Source organism: Amycolatopsis sp. NPDC028719 (assembly GCF_055565395.1).
In genome coordinates this window covers 689,683-710,850 of sequence record NZ_JBVHUL010000003.1, presented here as the reverse complement: position 1 = coordinate 710,850, position 21,168 = coordinate 689,683, and the positions used below count along the sequence as shown (strand labels likewise).

General features: G+C 71.3%; 23 protein-coding genes and 1 tRNA gene. 17 read left to right on the top strand and 7 right to left on the bottom strand.

Annotation, left to right across the window (positions count from 1 at the left end; genetic code table 11):
• Nucleotides 1–16: 16 nt before the first annotated feature.
• The 6 genes from ACZ4TR_RS16815 to ACZ4TR_RS16790 all read left to right on the top strand — a co-directional run bounded on the left by ACZ4TR_RS16815 (nucleotide 17) and on the right by ACZ4TR_RS16790 (nucleotide 7,166).
• Nucleotides 17–1,231 carry a sensor histidine kinase gene (locus ACZ4TR_RS16815; protein WP_465287863.1) on the top strand — a complete coding sequence of 405 codons (1,215 nt, stop codon included), beginning with the start codon at nucleotides 17–19 and terminating at the stop codon, nucleotides 1,229–1,231.
• On the top strand, nucleotides 1,228–1,833 hold the full coding sequence (locus ACZ4TR_RS16810) for a response regulator transcription factor (protein WP_364717473.1): 606 nt from the start codon (nucleotides 1,228–1,230) through the stop codon (nucleotides 1,831–1,833). The genes ACZ4TR_RS16815 and ACZ4TR_RS16810 overlap by 4 nt, the downstream gene beginning before the upstream one ends.
• A 32-nt stretch (nucleotides 1,834–1,865) precedes the next feature.
• Nucleotides 1,866–2,519, top strand: a complete 654-nt coding sequence (locus ACZ4TR_RS16805) for a YdcF family protein (protein ID WP_364520452.1) — start codon at nucleotides 1,866–1,868, stop codon at nucleotides 2,517–2,519.
• A 34-nt stretch (nucleotides 2,520–2,553) separates the two neighbouring features.
• Complete coding sequence (locus ACZ4TR_RS16800; protein ID WP_465287862.1) at nucleotides 2,554–3,828, top strand: deoxyguanosinetriphosphate triphosphohydrolase; 1,275 nt, start codon at nucleotides 2,554–2,556, stop codon at nucleotides 3,826–3,828.
• 438 nt (nucleotides 3,829–4,266) lie between these two features.
• Complete coding sequence (locus tag ACZ4TR_RS16795; RefSeq protein ID WP_465287861.1) at nucleotides 4,267–5,358, top strand: serpin family protein; 1,092 nt, start codon at nucleotides 4,267–4,269, stop codon at nucleotides 5,356–5,358.
• Nucleotides 5,355–7,166, top strand: coding sequence for a glycosyl transferase (locus ACZ4TR_RS16790; protein ID WP_465287860.1), 1,812 nt, complete (start codon nucleotides 5,355–5,357; stop codon nucleotides 7,164–7,166). The genes ACZ4TR_RS16795 and ACZ4TR_RS16790 overlap by 4 nt, the downstream gene beginning before the upstream one ends.
• 10 nt (nucleotides 7,167–7,176) lie before the next feature.
• Here the strand turns inward: ACZ4TR_RS16790 and ACZ4TR_RS16785 are convergent, their stop codons facing one another.
• Nucleotides 7,177–7,863: an alpha/beta fold hydrolase gene (locus tag ACZ4TR_RS16785; protein WP_465287859.1), complete on the bottom strand. Its 687-nt coding sequence runs from the start codon at nucleotides 7,861–7,863 to the stop codon at nucleotides 7,177–7,179.
• Between the two features lie 49 nt (nucleotides 7,864–7,912).
• Here ACZ4TR_RS16785 and ACZ4TR_RS16780 point away from each other — a divergent pair, with 49 nt between their 5' ends.
• Nucleotides 7,913–8,452, top strand: a complete 540-nt coding sequence (locus ACZ4TR_RS16780; protein WP_465287858.1) for a DinB family protein — start codon at nucleotides 7,913–7,915, stop codon at nucleotides 8,450–8,452.
• Nucleotides 8,453–8,560: 108 nt separating this feature from the next.
• Here the strand turns inward: ACZ4TR_RS16780 and ACZ4TR_RS16775 are convergent, their stop codons facing one another.
• Complete coding sequence (locus tag ACZ4TR_RS16775) at nucleotides 8,561–9,160, bottom strand: TetR/AcrR family transcriptional regulator (protein WP_465287857.1); 600 nt, start codon at nucleotides 9,158–9,160, stop codon at nucleotides 8,561–8,563.
• Between the two features lie 103 nt (nucleotides 9,161–9,263).
• On the opposite strand from ACZ4TR_RS16775, the gene ACZ4TR_RS16770 reads away from it, so the two are divergent.
• Nucleotides 9,264–9,968 (top strand): carboxymuconolactone decarboxylase family protein, encoded by a 705-nt coding sequence (locus ACZ4TR_RS16770; RefSeq protein ID WP_465287856.1) that lies wholly within the window; start codon nucleotides 9,264–9,266, stop codon nucleotides 9,966–9,968.
• Here the strand turns inward: ACZ4TR_RS16770 and ACZ4TR_RS16765 are convergent.
• Nucleotides 9,965–10,417, bottom strand: coding sequence for a MarR family winged helix-turn-helix transcriptional regulator (locus ACZ4TR_RS16765; protein ID WP_465287855.1), 453 nt, complete (start codon nucleotides 10,415–10,417; stop codon nucleotides 9,965–9,967). The genes ACZ4TR_RS16770 and ACZ4TR_RS16765 overlap by 4 nt on opposite strands.
• A 24-nt stretch (nucleotides 10,418–10,441) precedes the next feature.
• Between ACZ4TR_RS16765 and ACZ4TR_RS16760 the strand changes: the two genes are divergently transcribed.
• The 3 genes from ACZ4TR_RS16760 (at nucleotide 10,442) to ACZ4TR_RS16750 (ending at nucleotide 13,226) form a co-directional block, all read left to right on the top strand.
• Complete coding sequence (locus ACZ4TR_RS16760) at nucleotides 10,442–11,800, top strand: MFS transporter (protein ID WP_465287854.1); 1,359 nt, start codon at nucleotides 10,442–10,444, stop codon at nucleotides 11,798–11,800.
• Nucleotides 11,801–11,822: 22 nt separating this feature from the next.
• The gene (locus ACZ4TR_RS16755) at nucleotides 11,823–12,389 is read left to right on the top strand and encodes a carboxymuconolactone decarboxylase family protein (protein WP_465287853.1); all 567 of its coding nucleotides are present in this window, start codon (nucleotides 11,823–11,825) and stop codon (nucleotides 12,387–12,389) included.
• A gap of 66 nt (nucleotides 12,390–12,455) precedes the next feature.
• A complete protein-coding gene (locus ACZ4TR_RS16750) occupies nucleotides 12,456–13,226 on the top strand; it encodes a hypothetical protein (protein WP_465287852.1) in 771 nt (256 codons plus the stop codon).
• Here ACZ4TR_RS16750 and ACZ4TR_RS16745 read toward each other — a convergent pair.
• Nucleotides 13,198–14,151, bottom strand: coding sequence for a sigma-70 family RNA polymerase sigma factor (locus tag ACZ4TR_RS16745; protein ID WP_465287851.1), 954 nt, complete (start codon nucleotides 14,149–14,151; stop codon nucleotides 13,198–13,200). The genes ACZ4TR_RS16750 and ACZ4TR_RS16745 overlap by 29 nt on opposite strands.
• 32 nt (nucleotides 14,152–14,183) lie before the next feature.
• Here ACZ4TR_RS16745 and dnaG point away from each other — a divergent pair, with 32 nt between their 5' ends.
• The 3 genes from dnaG to ACZ4TR_RS16730 are packed head-to-tail and all read left to right on the top strand — an operon-like array spanning nucleotide 14,184 to nucleotide 17,433.
• On the top strand, nucleotides 14,184–16,100 hold the full coding sequence (gene dnaG, locus ACZ4TR_RS16740) for a DNA primase (protein ID WP_465287850.1): 1,917 nt from the start codon (nucleotides 14,184–14,186) through the stop codon (nucleotides 16,098–16,100).
• A gap of 1 nt (nucleotide 16,101) precedes the next feature.
• The gene (locus ACZ4TR_RS16735) at nucleotides 16,102–16,623 is read left to right on the top strand and encodes a hypothetical protein (protein WP_465287849.1); all 522 of its coding nucleotides are present in this window, start codon (nucleotides 16,102–16,104) and stop codon (nucleotides 16,621–16,623) included.
• A 48-nt stretch (nucleotides 16,624–16,671) separates the two neighbouring features.
• On the top strand, nucleotides 16,672–17,433 hold the full coding sequence (locus ACZ4TR_RS16730; RefSeq protein WP_465287848.1) for a trans-aconitate 2-methyltransferase: 762 nt from the start codon (nucleotides 16,672–16,674) through the stop codon (nucleotides 17,431–17,433).
• Here the strand turns inward: ACZ4TR_RS16730 and ACZ4TR_RS16725 are convergent.
• Nucleotides 17,430–17,600 (bottom strand): hypothetical protein, encoded by a 171-nt coding sequence (locus ACZ4TR_RS16725; RefSeq protein ID WP_166641722.1) that lies wholly within the window; start codon nucleotides 17,598–17,600, stop codon nucleotides 17,430–17,432. The genes ACZ4TR_RS16730 and ACZ4TR_RS16725 overlap by 4 nt on opposite strands.
• A gap of 166 nt (nucleotides 17,601–17,766) precedes the next feature.
• Between ACZ4TR_RS16725 and ACZ4TR_RS16720 the strand changes: the two genes are divergently transcribed.
• From ACZ4TR_RS16720 to ACZ4TR_RS16710, 3 genes are all read left to right on the top strand, one after another.
• Nucleotides 17,767–17,839: transfer RNA gene (locus ACZ4TR_RS16720), tRNA-Asn, on the top strand.
• A 195-nt stretch (nucleotides 17,840–18,034) separates the two neighbouring features.
• Nucleotides 18,035–18,532 carry an ATP-binding protein gene (locus tag ACZ4TR_RS16715; RefSeq protein WP_465287847.1) on the top strand — a complete coding sequence of 166 codons (498 nt, stop codon included), beginning with the start codon at nucleotides 18,035–18,037 and terminating at the stop codon, nucleotides 18,530–18,532.
• Nucleotides 18,529–19,215 (top strand): hypothetical protein, encoded by a 687-nt coding sequence (locus ACZ4TR_RS16710; protein WP_465287846.1) that lies wholly within the window; start codon nucleotides 18,529–18,531, stop codon nucleotides 19,213–19,215. Before ACZ4TR_RS16715 ends, ACZ4TR_RS16710 begins: the two co-directional genes overlap by 4 nt.
• Before the next feature lie 10 nt (nucleotides 19,216–19,225).
• Here ACZ4TR_RS16710 and ACZ4TR_RS16705 read toward each other — a convergent pair whose 3' ends face one another.
• Nucleotides 19,226–20,080 carry an aldo/keto reductase gene (locus ACZ4TR_RS16705; RefSeq protein WP_465287845.1) on the bottom strand — a complete coding sequence of 285 codons (855 nt, stop codon included), beginning with the start codon at nucleotides 20,078–20,080 and terminating at the stop codon, nucleotides 19,226–19,228.
• On the bottom strand, nucleotides 20,080–21,096 hold the full coding sequence (locus ACZ4TR_RS16700; RefSeq protein WP_465288124.1) for a LacI family DNA-binding transcriptional regulator: 1,017 nt from the start codon (nucleotides 21,094–21,096) through the stop codon (nucleotides 20,080–20,082). Before ACZ4TR_RS16700 ends, ACZ4TR_RS16705 begins: the two co-directional genes overlap by 1 nt.
• Nucleotides 21,097–21,168 lie beyond the last annotated feature (72 nt).

The following is a 21,168-nucleotide window of genomic DNA, read 5'->3' as shown; positions in this document are numbered from 1 at the left end:
GGCCGGGGACAGGGGAATGGGAACGGCGATGGTCAAGGACGAGGCGCAGAAGTACGGGCTGGGCAACCACGAGACGTGGTGGGAGGACCCGCCGCCCAACCGGGGCAGGAGCGGGCCCGACAAGCTCCGGTGGCCGTTTCTGTCGATCGTGTTCACCCTGCCCTACCTCATCCCCGTGACGAAGAACCTGTTGGCCGTGGACCGGGTGACGCCCGGCGTGGTGGTGCTGTGGGTGCTCGTCTACGGCGTCGCGGTGTCCTACGCACTCTTCCCGATCGCGTTCGACCGCGGCCGCCCGTTCCGCTTCGCCTACAGCGTGTGGATGCTCGTCCTGGGCCTGGCCGTGGTCGCCGCGACGCACGCCAACCCGTTCGTCCTGCTCTACGGCACCGCCGCGCTGGTGTTCCTGCTGCCGCTGGCGTGGGTGGTGCTCCTCGACGGCGCGGCGCTGCTGGTCGCCGCGGTGATCCTGCTGGTGACCGGCCGGTTCGCCGACGGCTGGGGCGACCTGGTCACCGTCGCGTCGGTGACGATGGCGATGTTCTTCATGTCCAGCCTGGTCCGGGCGGTCCGGCGGCTGCAGCTGGCCAACGAGGAGATCGCCACGCTCGCCGTGGCGAACGAACGCGAGCGCGTCGCCCGCGACCTGCACGACCTGCTGGGGCACAGCCTCACCACGATCACCGTGAAGGCGGGGCTGGCCCGGCGGGTGCTGGAAAGCTCGGGGGACATCCCGCGGGCGGTCGAGGAGATCCGTGAGGTCGAGGGCTTGACGCGCAGCGCGCTCTCCGACGTACGCGCGACGGTGTCGGAGTACCGCGAGGTGTCGCTGTCGGCCGAGATCGTCGGCGCCCGGGCCGCGTTGCGGGCCGCGGAGATCGACGCCGACCTGCCGCACGCGGTCGACAACGTGCGGCCCGAGCTCCAGAGCGTCTTCGGGTACGTGCTGCGCGAAGCCGTGACGAACGTGCTGCGGCACTCCGGCGCCAAGCTGGTCAAGGTGAAGCTGGGGGACACCTGGCTGGAGGTCGAGGACGACGGCACGGCCACCGAGGTCCTCCCGGGCAACGGCCTGCGCGGCCTCACCGAGCGGCTCGACGCGGTCGGGGGCACCCTGCGGGCGTCGGCCCGGCCCGGGGGAGGATTGCTGGTGCGGGCGGAGGTCCCGCAGCCGGAACCTCGCGCGGCCGCCCCGGCCGTGCGCGCCGAACCCGCGGGAGGACTCGCTTGATCCGGGTGTTGCTGGCCGACGACCAGGCCATGGTGCGCGGCGCGCTGGCGACCGTGCTCGGCCTCGAGAACGACATCGAGGTGGTCGGGCAGGTCGGCTCCGGCGACGAGGTGGTGGCCGCCGCGCGCGAGGCCAAGCCCGACGTCGCCCTGCTCGACGTGCAGATGCCGGGCAAGGACGGCCTCGAGGCGGCGGCCGACCTGCGGGCCGCGCTCCCGTCGTGCCGGGTGATCATCTGCACGACGTTCGGGCGGCCCGGCTACCTGGCCCGCGCGATGGCGGCGGGCGCGGCCGGGTTCGTCGTCAAGGACGCCCCGCCCGAGCAGCTCGTCGAAGCCGTCCGGCGAGTCCACAGTGGACTCCGGGTGGTGGACCCGGCGCTGGCCGCCGAGTCGCTGGCCACCGGCGCCAGCCCGCTCACGGGGCGGGAGCGGGATGTGCTGCGGGAAGCCAAGGACGGCAGCACGGTGGCCGACGTGGCGCGGGCCCTGCACCTGTCGGAGGGCACCGTGCGCAACCACCTGTCCGCCGCGATCGGCAAGACCGGCGCCCGGACGCGGGCCGAAGCGGTGCGGGTCTCGGAGGAGCGCGGCTGGCTCTGAGCGGCCGGTGGCCTTCTGACAAGATGGGCCGGGTGGGTACCGCTGAACGCACCAAACCGACGCGCGCGAGCTGGGCACGCCGGATCGCCTTCGGCACGGTCCTCATGCTGCTCGCGCTCGTCGGCGGCACGGCGTTCCGCGTCTGGCAGGTCGCGCGCGAGAACGACCGGACGCCTGCCGACGTCATCGTGGTGCTGGGCGCGGCGCAGTACAACGGCAAGCCGTCGGACATCTACGCGGCGCGGCTGGTCAAGGCGAAGCAGCTCTACGACGCGGGCGTCGCGAAGACGATCGTCACCGCGGGCGGCAAGAAGGCCGAGGACAACTTCACCGAAGCCCGGGCCGGCCAGCTTTGGCTGACCCGGCACGGCGTGCCCGCGTCCGCGACGCTGGCCGTCGGGGAGGGCAGCGACACGCTGCGCAGCCTCCGGGCGGTCGCGGACCAGGTCCAGGGGCGCGGCTGGCACACGGCGGTGCTCGTCAGCGACCCGTGGCACTCGTTCCGGGCCCGGACGATGGCCGACGACCTGGGCCTGGACGCCTGGACCGCGCCGACGCACAGCGGGCCGATCGTGCAGGAGCGCGTCACACAGGTGCGCTACATCGTCCGCGAGACCGGCGCGCTGCTGTACTACCGGCTGACGAAGACCCCGGCCGACGACCTCTTCGCCACGTTCCTCGGCTGAGCTTTTTGTCGGTGGCCGCGTTTAGGCTGGCCGGGTGGATTACACCGAGCACGACACCGCCCGCCTGCTGCCGGAACCGGCGAAGGGCGCGGCGCTGCCCGGCACGCGCGCGGACGGGCGTAGCGCGTTCTCCCGCGACCGGGCCCGCGTGCTGCACTCGGCGGCGCTGCGGCGGCTCGCCGGCAAGACCCAGGTGGTCGGGCCGGGGGAGGGCGCCGAGGTCACTGGCGTCCCGCGCACCCGGCTGACGCACTCGCTGGAAGTCGCGCAGATCGGCCGGGGCATCGCCGAGGAGCTGGGCGCCGACCCGGACCTCGTCGACACCGCGGGGCTGGCGCACGACATCGGGCACCCGCCGTTCGGGCACAACGGCGAGCGCGCGCTCGACGAGGTGGCCACCGCGTGCGGCGGCTTCGAGGGCAACGCGCAGACGTTGCGCATCCTCACCCGGCTGGAGCCGAAGCTCCTCTCCGCCGAGGGCGACCCGGTGGGGCTCAACCTGACCCGCGCGTGCCTGGACGCGACCACGAAGTACCCGTGGCCGCGCAAGCCGGGGCAGGTGAAGTACGGCGTGTACGCCGACGACGTCCCGGTGTTCTCCTGGGTCCGCGAGGGGGCGCCGGAAGAGCGGACGTGCCTGGAAGCCCAGATCATGGACTGGGCGGACGACGTCGCGTACTCGGTGCACGACGTCGAGGACGGCGTGCTGGCCGGGCGGATCAAGCTGCGCGTGCTCGCCCACCCGGACGAGCGCGCGGCCGTCGCCGAGGCCGCGGCCAAGCACTTCTCGGCGCAGTCGGTGTCCACATTGGAGGATGCGGCGGCGGAGCTGCTGGCGCTGCCGGTGGTGGCGGCACTGACGTCGGCGGAGCCGGACGGCTCGCCGGGCGCGCAGGTGGCGTTGAAGCGGTTGACGAGCGAGCTGGTCGGCCGCTTCACGACGGCGGCGGTCACGGGCACCCGCGCCGAGTTCGGCGAGGGGCCGCTGGGCCGCTACCGGGCGCGGCTGTGCGTCCCGGAGCAGGTCGCGGCGGAGGTGGCGCTGCTCAAGGCACTGGCGCTGCGGTACGTGATGAGCGACCGCCGCCGGCTGGCGATGCAGGAGGGGCAGCGCGAGCTGCTGGTGGAGCTGGTCCACGCGCTGGCCCGGCGGGCGCCGGAGTCCCTGGACCCGCTGTTCGTCCCGGCGTGGAACACCGCCCGCGACGACGCGGGGCTGCTGCGGGTGGTGATCGACCAGGTCGCTTCACTCACGGACGCGCAGGCCCACACGTGGTACTCGTGGCACGTAACCCGCCACCACCGCTGACCGGCCAGGCATCACCCGTGATCAGAGGGGCATCACCCGTGACCAGAGGGGCATCACGTGTGATTGGAGAGGCATCACTCGTGATTGGAGGGGCATCACGGGTGATTGCGGGGCCGACACGGCGCCGGCCCGGGTCCCCGCCGTGTCGACCCTCCGATCACGCGAGTCGACTGCCCAATCACGAGTGATGCCCGCTCAATCACACGTGATGCCCGCCTGATCACGTGAGATGCCCTCCCAATCACGTGAGATGCCCCTCCGATCACGTGAGCCGACCCTTGGGGTACGTGAGCTGACTGTTTGGGTACGGCGTGCTGATCCGGTCGGGCGGTGGTTCCGGCATTCGGCCGTACCTTCCCGCGTGGGGGATTTGTCACCCTTGGGCCGAGTTCCGCGTGGTCGCCCGGCGGGGTGAACCGTTCCGGTAGTCTCGCCCGCATGGCCACGGACAGCCACCTCCGGTTCGCCCTCGCCGTCCACGCGACCCTTGGTGCCGAGGGCGGGAACTCCTGTTTCTCGCCGTATTCGGTGGCCAGCGCCCTGACCCTGGCCGCTCTGGCCGCCCGGGGGCAGACGCGGGAGGAGCTCGTCGCGCTGCTCGGGGATCCCGGACAGCAGAGCGTCCTGCTGCGGGACGCCGCGCAGCTCGTCGAAGAGGCCCGGGGCGAGCAAGCCGAGCTGGCCGTCTCGAACACGCTGTGGGCCGACGACCGGCTGCCGCTCGAAGACTCCTTCAAGGCCGAGCTGGCCGGGTGGCCCGGCGCCGCCGTCGCGAGCGCGCCCTTCGAAAAAGAGCCCGAAGCCGCGCGCGCCCTGATCAACGACGACGTCGGGCGCACCACGCGCGGGCTCATCCCGCAGCTGCTGCCGCCCGGCTCGATCGACCGGGACGTCGCGGCCGTGCTGGTCAACGCCCTGTACCTGAAAGCCGCGTGGAAGCTGCCGTTCCGCGAGGCGAACACCGGTGACGCGCCGTTCCACGCCCCCTCCGGCACCCGGGACGTCCCGACCATGTGGCTCAGCGAGCGCGTGGGTTACGCGCACGCCGCCGGCTGGCAGGCCGTGCAGCTGGTCGCGGCGGGCGGCCTGCAGGCCGTGGTGCTGCTGCCCGACGGCGACCTCGCCGAAGCCGAAGCGGCTCTCGACCAGCCGACCCTCACGCGCATCCTCGACGGCATCGGCTTCAAACCCGTCGAACTCGCCCTGCCGAAGATCTCGCTGGACATCCCCAGCTCGCTCACCGGCGTGCTGCGCGGCCTCGGCGTCCGCACGATGTTCACCGACGGGGCCGACCTGAGCGGGCTCTCCCCGGACCCGCGGCTGACCGTGTCCGAGGTGCTGCACCAGGCCGTGCTGCGCGTGGACGAACAAGGCTTCGAGGGAGCCGCGGCGACCGCGCTGACCATGCGCCTCACCTCGATGATCATCGACGACCCGGTCACCGTCACGGTCGACCGGCCGTTCCTGCTGCTGGTCCGGCACGCCGGCACCGGGGCCCTCCACTTCCTCGCCAGGGTGGTCGAACCGTGAGCTTGAAGTCCGAAGCCGTCCCCGACCTCGTCCCGCCCGCCCCCGAACCACCCGAAGCCCCGAAGCGCTGGGCGTGGCAGGACTCCGCCATCACCGGCGGGTTCCTGCTCTTCACGATCCTGCTCTACAACGGGCTTTGGTTCGACCTCAAGCGCGGTTACCTCTGGAACGGCGCCGCCGACCAGAGCCAGTGGGAGTGGTACTCGACGGTCGTCGCGAAGGCCGTCCTGCACTTCCAGAACCCGTTCACCACGGACCTCCAGAACTACCCGCACGGCGTCAACATGGCGGCGAACGCGGCGATGTTCGGCCTGAACGTCCCCCTCGCGCCGATCACGCTGACCTTCGGCGCGACGCTGACGTGGGCGATCGTGCTGACCGCCGGGCTCGCCGGCACCGCGACCGGCTGGTACTGGGTGTTCTCCCGCCACCTGGTGCCGAACCGCACGGCGGCCGCGATCGGCGGCGCGTTCTGCGGCTTCGCCCCGCCGATGATCTCGCACGGCAACGCGCACCCGAACTTCGTAGTGCTGTTCGTGCTGCCGTTCATCGCGCTCAAGACGATCCAGATCGCCCACGGCGAACGCCCGGTGCGCAACGGGATCGTGCTCGGGCTGCTCGTCGCGTGGCAGATCCTGCTGGGCGAAGAACCGCTGATGATCTTCGCGATCACGTTCGTGGTGTTCGCGATCGCCTACCTGATCCCGCACCGCGCGGAGATCCGCGGCATGCTGGCGCGGCTGGGCAAGGGGATCGGCATCGGCGCGGTCGTCGCGCTGCTGATCGCCGGGTTCCCGTTGTACTGGCAGTTCTTCGGCCCGCAGAGCTTCCATTCGCTGCTGCACGGTTCGGCAGGCAACGACACGGCGGCGTTCACGCGCTTCGCGACGCAGTCGATCGCCGGCGCGCCCGAGGCGGCGGCGGACGTGTCGATGAACCGCACCGAGGAGAACGCCTTCTTCGGCTGGCCGCTCATCGTGCTCATGGTCGTGCTCACGATCTGGCTGTGGCGTGACGTCGTTTCGCGCGCGCTCGCGATCACGATGTACGTGATGGCCCTGCTTTCGCTCGGCATCGAGATCACCGTGGCGCACGACGACACCGGCATCCCGGGCCCGTGGAAGTGGCTGGGGCAGCTGCCGCTGCTGGACTCGCTGCTCGAGTCCCGGCTCGCGATGGGCTGCATCCCGGTGGTCGGCGCGCTCCTGGCGATCGCGACGCACCGCGTCTGGACGGCGGCGGCCGAGCAACCGGAACCCCTGGACGGCAAGCCCCGGTTCCCGCTGCGCATGATCTGGATCGGCGCGGTGGTGGCGGTGCTGCTGCCGATCGCGCCGACGGAGCTGGTGACGCACGAACGTCCGCTCTCACCTCCTTTCTTCGCCGACGGGATCTGGCGCCAGTACATCGCCCCGGGCGGCTCGCTGGTGCCGGTGCCGCTGCCCAGCACCGGCGAGGCCGAGCCGCTGCACTGGCAGGTCGACGCGGGCCTCGGCTACCCGATGCCCGAGGGCTACTTCGTCGGCCCGACCTCGCCGGACGACCGCCGCGGCCGCTACGGCGCGGTGCCGCTGCCGACCTCCGACCTGTTCGCGGAGGTCGAGAAGACGGGACAGGCCGCGGACGTCACCGAAGCCGACCGCACCCAGGCGCTGACCGACCTGCGCGCCTGGAACGCGGACGTCCTCGTGGTCGGGCCGCGCCAGAACCAGGAAGCGCTGAAGTCCACTGTGGAGCTTCTGCTGCGCAAGCCGGCGGAGTTCGTCGGCGGCGTGTGGATCTGGGACGTCCGCGCCCTGACGCCGTGACCGGCCGCGGTCAGCCCTTCGCCGCGTCCAGCAGGACCGTGGTCAGCTCCTTCGGTCGCGAGAACATCGGCCAGTGCCCGGTGTCCAGCTCCACCAGCTGCCAGCGGTCGCTTTCCAGCAGCTTCACGACGTCGGGGCTGGGCGTTTCGCCGTCGAGCAGGCACTTGACGTAGGTCGCCGGGAGCTCGCCCAGTGGGTGGGAAAGCACGGCGGGTTCGGTGAGCGACGCGGCCGGGTGCGGGGTGGAGCCTTCGACGATCCGGGCGATTTCGGCGTCCGAAAGCCCTTGGCCCGCACAGTCTTCCGCGGTCAGCGGCGGCCAGAAGCCGCGCTCGGTGAGGGCCGCGACCTGCGCCTCGGACCAGACCGAGGTGAACGACTCGCCGTCGGCCGGCACGTTGGAGTCGACGAACACCGCGCGCCGCAGCCGGTCGCCGATCCGCTCGGCCGCCTGCCCGGCCGGGATGCCGGAGTAGCTGTGCCCGACCACCACGACGTCCTGCAGATCGCCCTGCGAGACGACGTCGAGGATGTCCTGCACGTGCCGTTGCTGCCCAGCGGGTACCTCGCGTTTTTCGGCGACGCCGGACAGCGTCACCGCGTGGGTGCCGTGGCCCGCTTCGCGCAACCCCGGGACCACGTCGTCCCACGCCCACGAACCGAGCCAAGCGCCTGCCACCAGTACGAATTCAGCCATGCCGGAAACCTAGTGGAGGGGTACGACAGTTTCGGTAGAGTCGGCGCCCGTGACCTCAGTGGACGACCAGGGGCGGACCGAGCCGCCCGTCGACGGCGACGAAGCCGCGATCCTGCTCGGTTTCCTCGACTTCCACCGCGACACCCTGGCGTGGAAGTGCGCCGGGCTGGACGAGGCGGGCCTGCGCGCGACGCACCCGCCGTCCACGATGACGCTGGGCGGGCTGCTCAAGCACCTCGCGTACGTGGAGGACTACTGGTTTTCCTGCGTCCTGTTCGACCGCGAGCCGGCGGAGCCGTGGAACGCGGTGGAGTGGCGCGAAAACCCGGACTGGGACTGGGATTCGGCGGCGGAGGACACCCCGGAACAGCTCCGCGAGCTTTGGCAGGGAGCCGTGGCGCGGTCCCGGGAGCTGTACGCGGAGGCGATGGTGAAGGGCGACCTTTCGCAGCCGTCGAAGCACACGCGGCGGGTCGGCACTTCGCCCAGCCTGCGCTGGATCCTGGTGCACATGGTCGAGGAGTACTGCCGCCACAACGGCCACGCCGACCTCATCCGCGAGTCGATCGACGGCAGCACGGGCGAGTAAGACCGGCCGGAACCCGCGGTCAGCCGCGGCGGTATGCGATCGGGAAGAGGGCCCAGGGGCCGCTTTCGGCCTCGCCAGTGGTGCCGAACCACCGAACGCAGGAACGCGTCAGAGCCGTAGGCCGACCAGCTTGACCAGGAACCGGTCGACCTGCTCGATGGCCGGCGGCCACGGCAGGTCGGGCTCGTTGATCCGCTGCGCCAGCATGCCGTTGACCGCCGTGCGCAGGTCGATCGCGACCGTCGCGGCGTCGTCGGTGGGTGCCAGGTCCGCGTCCATGCACGCCTGGACCGCTTCGATCGTGCGCGCGACCATGATCTCCTTGAACGGCATGCCGAGCCGCCGGTGGACCTTGCTCTCGTGCAGGACCTTGTAGAGCCCCGGGTGCTCGCGCGCCCACGCTGCCTGCGTCAGGATGCGGGCGCGCAGCGCGGCTGCCGGGTCCGGTGCTTGCGCGGCCGCGGCGTCGCCGGTGCCGACCAGCTCCTCGTGACACCGCTGCATCGCCGCCAGCACCAGCGCGTCGCGGTCGGGGAAGTGCAGGTAGACCGACGTCGCCGCGATCGACACCTCCCGCGCGACCGCCCGCAGGGACAGCGCTTCGTCGTCGGCCAGCTCGTCGAGCATCCGCACGGCGGCCGTGACGATCTCTTCGCGCAGCAGCTCGCCCTGGCCGCGGGCGTTGGGGCGACGGCGGTTCTCGGTCATGGTCGGCCCAGTGTAGCTGGACACCCATTGCGCTACAGGTGTAGCGTCACTCGCACTACGGCTGTAGCGCTACGAATGTTCACCAGACTGAGGGAGCACCATCTTGACCACCACTGAAACCCCGACCAACCTGGAAAGGCTGGCCGCGCTCGACCCGGTGTTCGCGCAGATGGTCGGCGCCACCGCGAAGTACGTCCGGGCGATCCCGGAGCTGACCGACCGGGAGAAGACGTTCCTGTGCGTCACCGCCGACGTCTGCCAGGCGAGCCTGGGCCTGGCGTTCGGCGCCCACGTGCGGACCGGGCTGGCCGCCGGAGTGTCCACTTCGGACATCCGCGAGCTGTTGCGGTTCGTTTCCTACGACTGCGGTTACCACGCCGCGACCGCCGGCATCGAGCGGATCACCGAGCTCGAAGCGGAACTCGGCGTCACGCCGGCGGCGGCCGAGCCGCTGGCCCCCGAGCTGCTGTCCACCGGGCCGGACGCCGTGCCCAGCCCGCTCCCGGAGCCGGTGCGCGCCCGGCTGAACGAGCTGGATCCGCACTTCACCGGGTACTTCGACCTGCAGTCGCGGATGCGCACCGGCCACGGGCCCGGCACGCTCAGCGAACGCGAGCGCGGCCTGGTCAGCCTCAGCGTCGACGTCCACTACCAAACCCTGGCCGACACCTTCCGCACGCACGTCGGACGCGCGCTGCGGGGCGGCGCGGCACCCGAGGACGTCCGCGCCGCGCTGCGGTTCAACGCCCAGTTCGGCGTCACCCGCGCCTGGCACGCCTGGGAAGTCCTGAACGAAATCCTGGCCTAACCGAGGACCTCGTCCGCGAGCCGGCCGAGGTAGCCCGCGAAGCGTTCGCGATCTTCGCGTGGCCAGTGGCCCACCAGTGCCTCGAACGCCTGACGCTGGTGGGCCTGCGAAGCCGCGAGGAACTCCTTCGCCGCGTCGGTCAGCGTCAGCACCGCGCGGCGTGCGTCGCGGGCCGACGTCGAGCGCACCACGAAGCCGTCTCGCCCCGCTTCGGCGACCATCCGGCTGGCCACCGAGCGGTCGATGCCCAGCTGGCGGGCCACGTCGGCGACCGTCACCTCGTCGCTCGCCGAACCGTCGATCGCCTGGATCACGAACAGGTTCGGCACGGTCCACGCCGGTGGGGTGCCGGCGGCGAAGCGCTCGACGACGTCCGGGGCCCACTGGCGCGCCCAGTGCCGGACCAGCCGGAAGAGGGCGGGTCCACCGGCCGCGCTTGATGTGTGCATAAGGCACGTTATAACGTGTGCTTTATGCACGCATATCGGAACCTCGCCTTCGCGGGCCTCCTGCTCGGGATGGCCATGGCCCAGCTCGACGGCCTGATCGTCACCGCGGCCCTGCCCTCGATCGGCGAAGACCTGCACGCCCGCACCGGCCTCGTCGCGGTGACCGCCGCCGGCCTGCTCACCCTCACCGTCGCGACACCGCTGCACGGCCGGTTCGGCGACCTCCACGGCCGCCGGATCTCGTTCGCCGCCTCGGTTCTCGTGTTCGCCGCGGCCTCGGCGTGGTGCGCCGCCGCGCCCGATCTCGGTTCGCTGATCGCCGGCCGCGCGCTGCAGGGACTGGGCGGGAGCGGCCTGATCGTCACGGCGATGAGCGCGCTCGGCGAACTGTTCGAGCGCGACGAGCTGCTGCGCCGCCAGGGCTGGCAGACGGCGGTCTTCGCGGCCGCCACCCTCGGCGGGCCGCCGCTGGGCGGGCTGCTCGCCGCGGGCCCGGGCTGGCGCTGGATCTTCCTGGTCAACCTCCCGCTGTGCGTGCCCGCGCTGGTGCTCGGCCTCCGTGGCCTGCCCGCGAAACCGCGACGCGTCAAGGAGAAGTTCGACGTCGGGAGCAGCGTGCTGCTCGCCGTCGCGGGTTCCGCCGTCGTCGCCCTCGGCACCGTCGAAGATCTCGCGAGGAGTCCTTTGTGGACGCCGATCCTCGTCGGGATCGCCGCCGCGGCGGGAATTCTCTTCGTGCGCAGGCAGCGCCGCACGCCGAGCCCGCTGATCTCGCCGAAGGTCTTCGCGGACGCCGTCCTGGCGCGCGCGGTGCTGGTCAACGGGCTGGCGGGCGCCGCGCTGTACGGCACCTTCACCTACGTCGCGCTGGTCGCGGCGCTGGGCGCGGACGCGGCCGGGACCGGTCTGCTGCTCGTCGCGATGACCGCCGGCCAGCTTGCCCTGTCCGCGTCCTTCGCCGCGCTGGCCCGCCGACGTCCGGACATGCCGGCGTGGGGCCGGTTCGGCTGCCTGCTCGGCACGGCCGGGCTCGCGGCGATCGCCGTCGCGGCGGCCCTCGGCGGCACTCCCCGGCTCCTCGCGCCGGGGCTGTTCGCGATCGGCGCGGCCTTCGCCGTCTGCACGTCCGCGTACACCGTCCTGGGCCAGACCCGCGCCCGGCGCGAGCTGATGGGCGTCACGCTCGGGTCGCTGACCTTCGCCCGCCAGGCCGGCGGGCTCGCCGGCGCCGCGGTGTTCGGCTGGCTCGCACTGGCCACGACCGGCGGGCTCGGCGCCGCCGGCCTCACCGTCGTGTTCGGCGCCGCGGCCGCGATCATGCTGGTGGCCTGGCTCACCGCGCCCGCTGTCACGTCCCCCGAAGCCGTCTCGTCCTCCTCGTGACCGCGAACGAAGGAGAACGCTGATGCCTCGCATCCCCGCGAAGAAGACGTCCGAAGCCGGCCCGTTCCTCAAGCTGGTCTACCGGATCGCCGGGCGGCGCTACGGCGCGGTGCCCGAGCCGATGGCCGTCGCCGCGCACCACCCGGGCCTCCTGCGAGCCAACGCCGTGCACGAGCTGATGGTGGAGCGGGCCTCGAAGAAGGTGCCCGCGAACGTGCGCGAGCTCGCCGTCTACCGCGTCGCCACCCGGATCGGCTGCTCGTGGTGCGTCGACTTCGGCACGATGCTGCAGAAGCACGACGGCCTGGACATCGAACGGCTGAAGAAGATCGACGACTACGCGACTTCGCCGGCCTTCAGCCACCAGGAACGGCTCGCGATCGCCTACGCCGACGCGATGTCCGCCGAGCAGGTGACCGTGACCGACGAGCAGGTCGCCGAGCTCGAGCGCGAGTTCGGCCGCGAGGGCGTCGTCGAGCTGACCTACCAGATCGCGCTGGAGAACTCGCGCGCCCAGATGAACAGCGCGCTCGGCATCGTCGACCAGGGGTTCACCTCGGGCGACGCCTGCCGCGTCCCGCTCCCGTAGGAGGACCCCGGGAATCGGACTCCGGGCGGACGCGCGAGCGGGGTCCGCCGCGGGACCGTTCTGCGCATGCACCTCGTCGCCAGTGAACGGATCAAGCTCTTCAGCATCGCCACGCCCTGGGTGTGCGGCGTCTTCGCGATGGTCGCGCTGGCCGCCCCGGCGGCGCTCACCGCCCTGACGGCGACCGAGTCGCGGCTGCCGCCGACCGTCGCGAGCACCCAGTTCGGCTACCAGCTGGGGCTGGTCGCCGTGCTGCTGGCGGCCGCGCTCGCCGTGACCGGCGAGTACCACACCGGCACGATCCACGGCACCTTCCAGGGCGTGCCGAGCCGGTGGCCGGCGCTGGTCGCGAAGGCCGTGGTCGCCGCCGGGTACGCGTTCGCGCTCGGCGAGGCCGCCGCGTTCACGGCCTGGCTGGTGGCGCGGGTCCTCGCCCCGGATGCCGACCTGGCCCTGGACAGCGCCGCCGACTGGACGATCGTCGCCGGGACCGGCCCGGTGTTCGCCCTGGCCGCCGTCGGCGGGGTCGGCGTCGGCCTGCTCGTGCGGCACACCGCCGGCGCGGTCGCGCTGCTCGTCGCCTACCCGCTCATGGCGGAGAACGTCGTGACGCTGATCCCCCGGGCGGGGCAGGCGATCCACCGGTGGCTGCCGTTGAACACCGTCACGAAGTTCCTCAGTGGCAGCGGCGAGGCCAACGCCGGCCGGGACGGCGGCAACGCCACCGTCCTGTCGGACTCGCCCCTGGGCCCGGGCTGGGCCCTGGCCTACTTCGGTGCGATCGCCGTGCTTTTGCTGGCGGCCGGGATCACGCGGGCGCGGCGCCGGGACGCGTGATCCGGGCCAGCTTGTCCGGGTTGACCACGTCGTAGATCGCGACGATCTTCCCGTCGCGGACGGTCATCGCCTGCACGTGCTCGTCGAGGGCGAAGAAGCCGTCTTGACCCGGCTGCGGAGCGAGGTACACCCCGAGATCGCCGTTGACGAGCACCGGCTCGCCGCCGGTGAGCACCCCGGGCGGGTACTTGCTCGTGAGGCCCACGAAGAACCGGACGATCTTGTCCGCGCCGACGATGAGCTGGCGCGTGGTCCGGCCCTTGCCGTTCGAGTCGCCGATGAGCACGACGTCCGGCGCCAGCAGCTCGGTCATCGCCCGGATGTCCCCGGCCTGCAGCGCGACGACGAACTTCTCGAGGATCTTCGCCTGGTCGTCCAGCGGCACGCGTGGCGCCGGGTCGGCGTCGGCGAGGGCCTTGCGGCCGCGGGAGGCGTACTGGCGTGCGGCGTCGACCGAGACGCCGAGCGCGTCGGCGATCTCCGCGAAGGGCACCGAGAAGGCGTCGTGCAGCACGAACGCGACGCGCTGCTCCGGGGTCAGCTTGTCGAGGACGACCAGCGCGGCCATCCGCAGGCCGTCGTCACGCACGGCGACGTCGAGCGGGTCTTCGCTCACCGGGCGTCCGAACGGCGTGACGACCGGCTCGGGCAGCCAGTTGCCGACGTACTTCTCCCGCTGGGCCGCGGCCGACTTGAGCCGGTCGAGGCAGATCCGGCCGACGACCGTGGTGAGCCAGCCCCGCAGGTCCCGGATCGCCGCGCGGCCCGCGTCGTCGAGCCCGGCCAGGCGAAGCCAGGACTCCTGGACCGCGTCCTCCGCGTCGGCGCGCGTGCCGGTCAGCCGGTAGGCGACCCCGATCAGGTGGCCGCGGTGCGCGGCGAACTGGGCGGCGAGGGTGTCCTGGGCGGTGGGCGTGGAGACCATGCCCCGAGTGTGCCGCAAACGGCAAGACTAGAGTGGGTGACGTGGCAGGACGGATTCGGGAGAGCGACATCGCGGAGGTGCGCGAGCGGAACCGGATCGACGAGGTCGTCGGGGAGTACGTGGCGCTGCGCCGCGCCGGTGGGGGCAGCCTGAAGGGCCTCTGCCCGTTCCACAACGAGAAGACCCCGTCGTTCAACGTCCGCCCGACGCACGGCACCTTCCACTGCTTCGGCTGTGGCGAGGGCGGCGACGTGATCAAGTTCGTCCAGAAGATCGACCTGATCACCTTCGTGGAGGCCGTCGAGCGGCTGGCCGACCGGGTCGGCATCCGGCTCACCTACGAAGGTGGCGGCGCGACGATCCAGCGCGACCGCGGCAGCCGCAGCCGGCTGATCGAGGCCCACCGCGCGGCCCAGGAGTTCTACGCCGAGCAGCTGAACACCGACGAGGCGCGCGCCGCGCGGGACTTCCTGTCCGAGCGCGGGTTCGACGCCGCCGCGGCGAAGACGTTCGGCTGCGGCTACGCCCCCGGCGGCTGGGACAAGCTGACGAAACACCTGCTCACGCGCGGTTTCGAGGTCAAGGAGCTGCTCACGGCGGGGCTGTCCAAGGAGGGCCAGCGCGGCCCGATGGACCGCTTCCACCGGCGGCTGGTCTGGCCGATCCGCGACGTCGGCAACGAGGTCGTCGGCTTCGGCGCGCGGCGGCTGTTCGACGACGACCGCATCTCGGCGAAGTACCTCAACACCGCCGAGTCGCCGATCTACAAGAAGTCCCAGGTCATGTTCGGCCTCGACCTGGCCAAGCGCGAGATCGCGAAGCGGCACCAGGTCGTCGTGGTCGAGGGCTACACCGACGTGATGGCGATGCACGCGGCGGGCGTGCCGACGGCGGTCGCGTCGTCGGGCACGGCGTTCGGCGAGGACCACATGAAGGTGCTGCGCCGGCTGATGATGGACGACGACGCTTTCCGCGGCGAAGTGATCTTCACCTTCGACGGCGACGAAGCGGGCCAGAAGGCGGCGCTGAAGGCGTTCGAAGGCGACCAGACGTTCGCCGGCCAGACGTACATCGCGGTCGCGCCGGACGGCATGGACCCCTGCGAGCTGCGCCTGGCCAAGGGCGACAGCGCGGTGAAGGACCTGGTCGCGCGGCGGACCCCGCTGTTCGAGTTCGTCATCCGGAGCACGCTGAAGAACTACGACCTCGACTCGGTCGACGGCCAGGTCGCGGCGCTGCAGAAGACCGTGCCGATGGTCGCGTCGATCAAGGACCGCGCGGCCCGCGACGGCTACGCGTCGAAGCTCGCCTGGTGGGTCGGCTGGCAGGACGTCGCCCAAGTGGTCAACCGGGTCCGCGGCAGCGCGGGCGCGACCGACCGGCGCGGCGGCGCGCCCCTCAAGCAACCGGCGCGCGTCGGCGCCCCGGAGACCCCGGCGCCTTCGCAGGACGTCGCCCGCCCGGCGCCGAAGGACCCGCGGTTCGCCGTCCAGCGCGAGGCGCTGAAGGCGGCGCTGCAGCAGCCCGCGATCGCCGGGCCCGAGTACGACGCGCTGCCGCTGGAGGCGTTCACGCACCCGGTGTACGTCGCGGTGCACGAGGCCGTGCTGAAGGCGGGGGGCGCGGGTTCGGGGCTGACCGGCCCGGCGCTGCTGGACGCGGCGGCCCCGCACTGTCCGGAAGGGACGGTCCGGCGCGTGCTGTCCGAGCTGGCCGTGGAACCGTTGCAGGCCAAGGACGAAGTCGACTCGCGGTACATCTCGTCGATCCTCGCCCGGCTCCAGGAGGGGCTCGTCGGCCGGCAGATCGCGGAGATCAAGGGCAAGCTGCAGCGGCTCTCGCCGGTCGAAGCGCCGGACGACTACCGCGCGCTGTTCGGCGACCTCGTCGCGCTGGAGCAGTACAAGAAGTCGCTCGGCGAGCAGGCGGCCGCCGGCGCGTGGGGCTGACGTGTCCTTCCTGCGCCGGTTGCTCGGCGACCGCACCCCGGCGGACTTCGCCGGTTCGCTTGCGCCCGGGGAAGACGTCGTCGACAGCGCCCCGGTCGAGGGCGGCGGCTACCTGGTCGTGACGCAGCTCGGGCTGTGGGTCCCGGCCGAAGGTGGCGCGCGGCGCATCGGCTGGCACCTCATCGCCAAGGCGACCTGGGCGGACGGGGTGTTCACGCTGACCGAGTCGGCGGAAGCGGGTAAAGCGGGCAAGGCGGTCCTGCTGGCCGACCTGCCGCCGGTGCGCTTCCGGCCGGCCGCGCCGGGCAAGGTGCCGCGCGAGGCCTACCAGCGCGTCGAGGGCTCGATCCGGTCGCGGCACCGGCAGGAGATCGGGTCCGGGGGAGCGTGGTTCGTGCAGCGCAAGGTGCCCGGCCGCGACGGCGTCGTCCTGCAGGTCCGGCCCGACCCGGGCACCGACGCCGAGCTGGTGGCGGCTATCGCCGAGCAGGCCGCCGCGAAGCTGGTCAACCCGGCTGACTAGCAGTACGCTCGTACTCAGTACAGGCGTACTGTTTGCTGGGAGGCTGCCGTGTGGGATCCGGACAAGTACCTCGACTACGCCGACCTGCGGGCCCGGCCGTTCCACGACCTGGTCTCGCGCATCGGTGCCGCGTCGCCGCGGCGCGTCGTCGACCTCGGGTGCGGGCCGGGGAACCTGACCGTCTCGCTTCGGGAGCGCTGGCCTTCGGCGGTGCTGGAATGCGGCGATAGTTCACCCGAAATGGTGACAGCCGCCCGCGCTCGCGGCCTCGACGCGTCGCTGCTGGACGTCCGCGACTGGAAGCCGGCCCCGGACACCGACGTCGTGGTGTCGAACGCCGTCCTGCAGTGGGTGCCGGACCATTCCGCGTTACTTCGCCGGTGGGTTTCGGCGCTGCCCTCGGGTGCCTACCTGGCGGTCCAGGTGCCGGGCAACTTCACTGCGCCTTCGCACGCGCTGACGCGGGAACTGGCGGGGTCCCCGGCGTGGTCGTCCCGGCTGGCCGACGTGGTCCTCCGCGAAGACGACGCGGTCTCGAGCCCGATCGAGTACGCGAACCTCCTGGCCGACGCGGGCTGCGGCGTCGACGCCTGGGAGACGACGTACGTCCAGCCGCTGCGGGGGCCGTCGCCGGTCCTGGAATGGATCACGGGGACGGCATTGCGCCCGATCCGCGCGGCCTTGTCCGACGCCGAGTGGGAGCAGTTCCGCGCGGAACTGGCCCCCCGGCTGGCTTCGGCGTACCCGGCCCGCGCCGACGGAACGACGTGGTTCGAGTTCCGCCGGGTGTTCTTCGTGGCCCAGGTCTAGCGGCGCACCTTCTCACTGATCTTGGCCCGGGCGACCCCGGCGGCACCCTGGACCATCGGATGGTCGACGACCCGGCGGTAGGTGCGCACGAGCTGCTCGTACCGCCCCCGGCCTGCCTTGGCGCCCAGCACGTACCCCAGGCCTGCCCCCAGCAGGAACTTCTTCATCCGCGTCCACGCCTTCCGTCCGTCGGTCGTCCGACTGTCCATTGTCCAGGAAAACGGCCGCGAGGGGGCGGTTGCGCCAAGTGGGGGGTGGGTGCGGAGGGTGTGCGGGCATGGGCTAAAGTTCTTCTCGTCGGTCGGAGAGACCGGCACCGGAAGTGAGCAACATTCCCCTGTAGCTCAACTGGCAGAGCATTCGGCTGTTAACCGGAGGGTTCTTGGTTCGAGTCCAAGCGGGGGAGCAAAGCCCAGGTCACAGACCTGGGCTTTTTTGCTACCCCTGAGTAGGGGTAGCGCCGTCGGCCGGCTCCGATGTCGGTGGCTGAGCTGGCCCATGAGCGACGACTGATCCTGCGGATCTCTTCGAGTGGATCGGCGCGCGGCCGTTGTCGGTGCTCTTCGATATGGTCGCTCCGTCTATGGCGAAGGGATGGATCATGGCGCTGACGATCTCCCTGGCAGGCCGGGTCCGCAACACGAGTCTGCCCAAGAGTCACGCACTCCTGCCGCTGCTGGAGGTGATCGTCAACGGCATCCAGGCGATCGACGCGCGGCACGAGGCCTCTGCAGAGCCTGGTCGGATCGACGTAAGGGTGCATCGCGACGCACAGGCAGAGTTCGACTTCGGCCCGACGGGCCCTGGGCGTGCCCCGATGAAGCCGATCGTCGGCTTCACGGTCGAGGACGACGGCGTGGGATTCACGGCTCAGAACATGTCTTCGTTCGAAACGTTGGACAGCGACTACAAGGCGGACCTCGGCTGCCGTGGTGTCGGACGACTGCTGTGGCTCAAGGCCTTCGACAGGGTGTCGGTCCGCAGCGCGTACGAGGATGAGGGCGGGCAGCTACGGGGACGCCAGTTCAGTTCTCTGTCCAGCGCGAGGTCGAGCATGACGGCGAGACGGACGGGTTCACGCGTGCCGGCACGATCGTGAGCCTGAACGGTTTCAAGAAGTCGTACCAGCAGCATGCTCCGAAAGGCGTCGACGCCATCGCGCGCGAGGTGTTCGAGCACTGCATCTGGTACTTCCTCCGGCCCGGCGGCGCGCCCACCGTGACGATCGCGGACGACGAGGAGTCGGTGTCACTGGCTGACCTGATGGATGACATGTTGAACCTTCGGCTCAAGTCGTCTGCGCGTAACTCCGTGCCCCGCCTCTACTGGTGCGCGGCGAGCCGCGTCGTCATCGAGGAGAACCTGAGCGGGAAGGTGCCCGGGCTCCACGGCAAGCTCAAGGATCAGGAGTCCGGCGAGTTCGTCTACGCGTGCTATCTGACATCGGATTACCTCGACGATCGTGTCCGGGCCGATCGGACGGCGTTCGACATCAGCGACAGCATCCTTCTGCTACATCATCGCCGACCTCACCGCCAAGATGATCGAGCGGTGCGAGATCTCGAACCTGCGGCCAACGCACGACGGTCTCGGGTACTTCGGCTTCGACGACAACGCCAAGGCGTACATCGAGGTCATGAGCTTCGACGGGCTGGTCAACTCGGCCACGGAGAGGAACAGGGCGTTCTTCGACAAGCTGGGGTTGCCCACTATCCCCTGCGCTCGCAGGGCTGCGGATCCTGCGCAGGCGTCAGGAGCATCCGATCTTGGCCCGGGCGCTGATCCGAGTGGCTCAGGACCGAGCCGCCGACAAGGAATCCAAGTCGTCAGGAGTCAGTTCGACGGACGCGGCTTCGGCCAGTTGCGCGACGTGCGCGGGACGGCCGGTTCCGACGATCGGGACCAAGACTGCCGGGAATGAGGTCATCCACGCGACCACGACCTGCTGGACAGTGAGACTGCGGTCTTCGGCGATCTGCCGGAACGCGGGCAGCGCGGCGTCCAGTCCACCGGCGACCGATTTGCCGCCGAGCGGGGAGTACGCGAGGTACGGGATGCCGGCGCGACCGCAGTACGCTTGGGTTTCGTCGTCTCGCGCCAGTGGTGAGTAGCGGTTCTGGACCGCGTCGATCGTGGTGATCGCGCGAGCCTTCTCCAGTTGTGCCACCGTCACGTTGCAGAGGCCGACGTACCGGACTTTGCCCTCCTCGCGCAGCGCGGCCAGTTCCGCGACGCTGTCTTCGACCACTGTGGACGGATCGTCCGCGCGGTGCAGCTGGAACAGGTCGAGGGTGTCCTTACCCAGCATTCGAAGGCTCTGCTCGCAATCCCTCCGCAATGCCGCGGGGGAGCCGTCGATCGGGAACTCCGCCGGGCCGCTGCGGAAATGACCTCCCTTGGCCGCGATGAAGACCGAGTCGCCGTCCGGATGTGCCGCCAACGCCTTGGCGATCAGCCACTCGTTGTGCGAGGGATGGTCGACAGTCGTGTATGCGCGGGCGGTGTCCACCAGTGTCACGCCGTGCTCGATCGCCGCGTGGATGGTGGCGATCGCGCCCTCGACGTCGGGCTTGTCGGCCAGGGACCAGCTCGCGCCACCAAGCCCGACGCAGCTGACTGGGGTTTTGCCGATGGAGACGTGCCGCATCATTGCTCCCGGGGTGAACTGCCGCGGTAGGTCGAAGCTCGCACGACCAGCTCCGGGGTGAAGGTCACTTGCCGGTGTTCGTGCGCCGGGTCGGTGGTCTCCTGCAGGAGCAGCTCGGCGGCGTTGCGCCCGAGCTGATGGCGCGGCTGGCGGACCGACGTCAGCGGGACGGTGGCGGCCGCGGCGAACTCGATGCCGTCGTAGCCGACGATGGCGAGGTCGTCGGGGACGCGCAGCCCCAAGGCCGCACAAGTCTGGAGCAGGCCCAGTGCCAGCAGGTCGTTGGCGCAGAAGGCCGCGCTCGGCCGGGTCGCGGCGGGCAGGCCCGCCAGGCGCCGGCCCGCGTTGCCGCCGTCCGCCACGGCCATCTGCGACGTCGTGAGGTCGACCAGGTGGTCCGGGCCTAGTCCGGCGGCCAGCAAGGCCTTCAGTGCGCCTTCACGACGTTCGCGCACCTGGCCGATCTCCAGTTCTCCGCCGACGAAGGCGATGCGCTTATGGCCTTGGTCCAAGAGATGACGGACCGCGATCTCGCCGCCCACGACGTCGTCGACGGCCACGGAGCAATGGCTGTCGGTGTTCGGTGTCCGGTCGACGATCACCAGGGGCGTGCCGCGGCGCGCGATCTCGCCGAGCTGCGGGGAACCGGGGTCGACCGGGGTGATCAGGATGCCCTGCACCTGCTGTTGTTCCAGCCGGCGGAGGTAGGCGGCCTCGCGCGCGGCGAGATTGGCGCTGTTGCACAGGAAGAGCGGAAGGTCGGCCTCGTCCGCCGCGTCTTCCATACCGGCGGCGACGTCGGTGAAGAACGGGTTGCGGCCGTCGAGCATCACGTACGCCCATACCCGGCTGTGGCCCACCCGGAGGTGCCGCGCCGTCTCGTTGCGGACGAACTGCAGCTCGGCCATCATGGCCTCGACCTTCGCCCGGGTCGCGCGGCTGACCAGGTCCGGCCGATTGAGCACGTTGGACACCGTGCCGACCGAGACCCCGGCCGCCGCGGCGACGTCCTTCATGCCGATCGCGCGGCTGCCCACCGGCCTGGTCTCGTTCACACCTTTCGCCGTCATCGTGATCCCCTTGTCGAG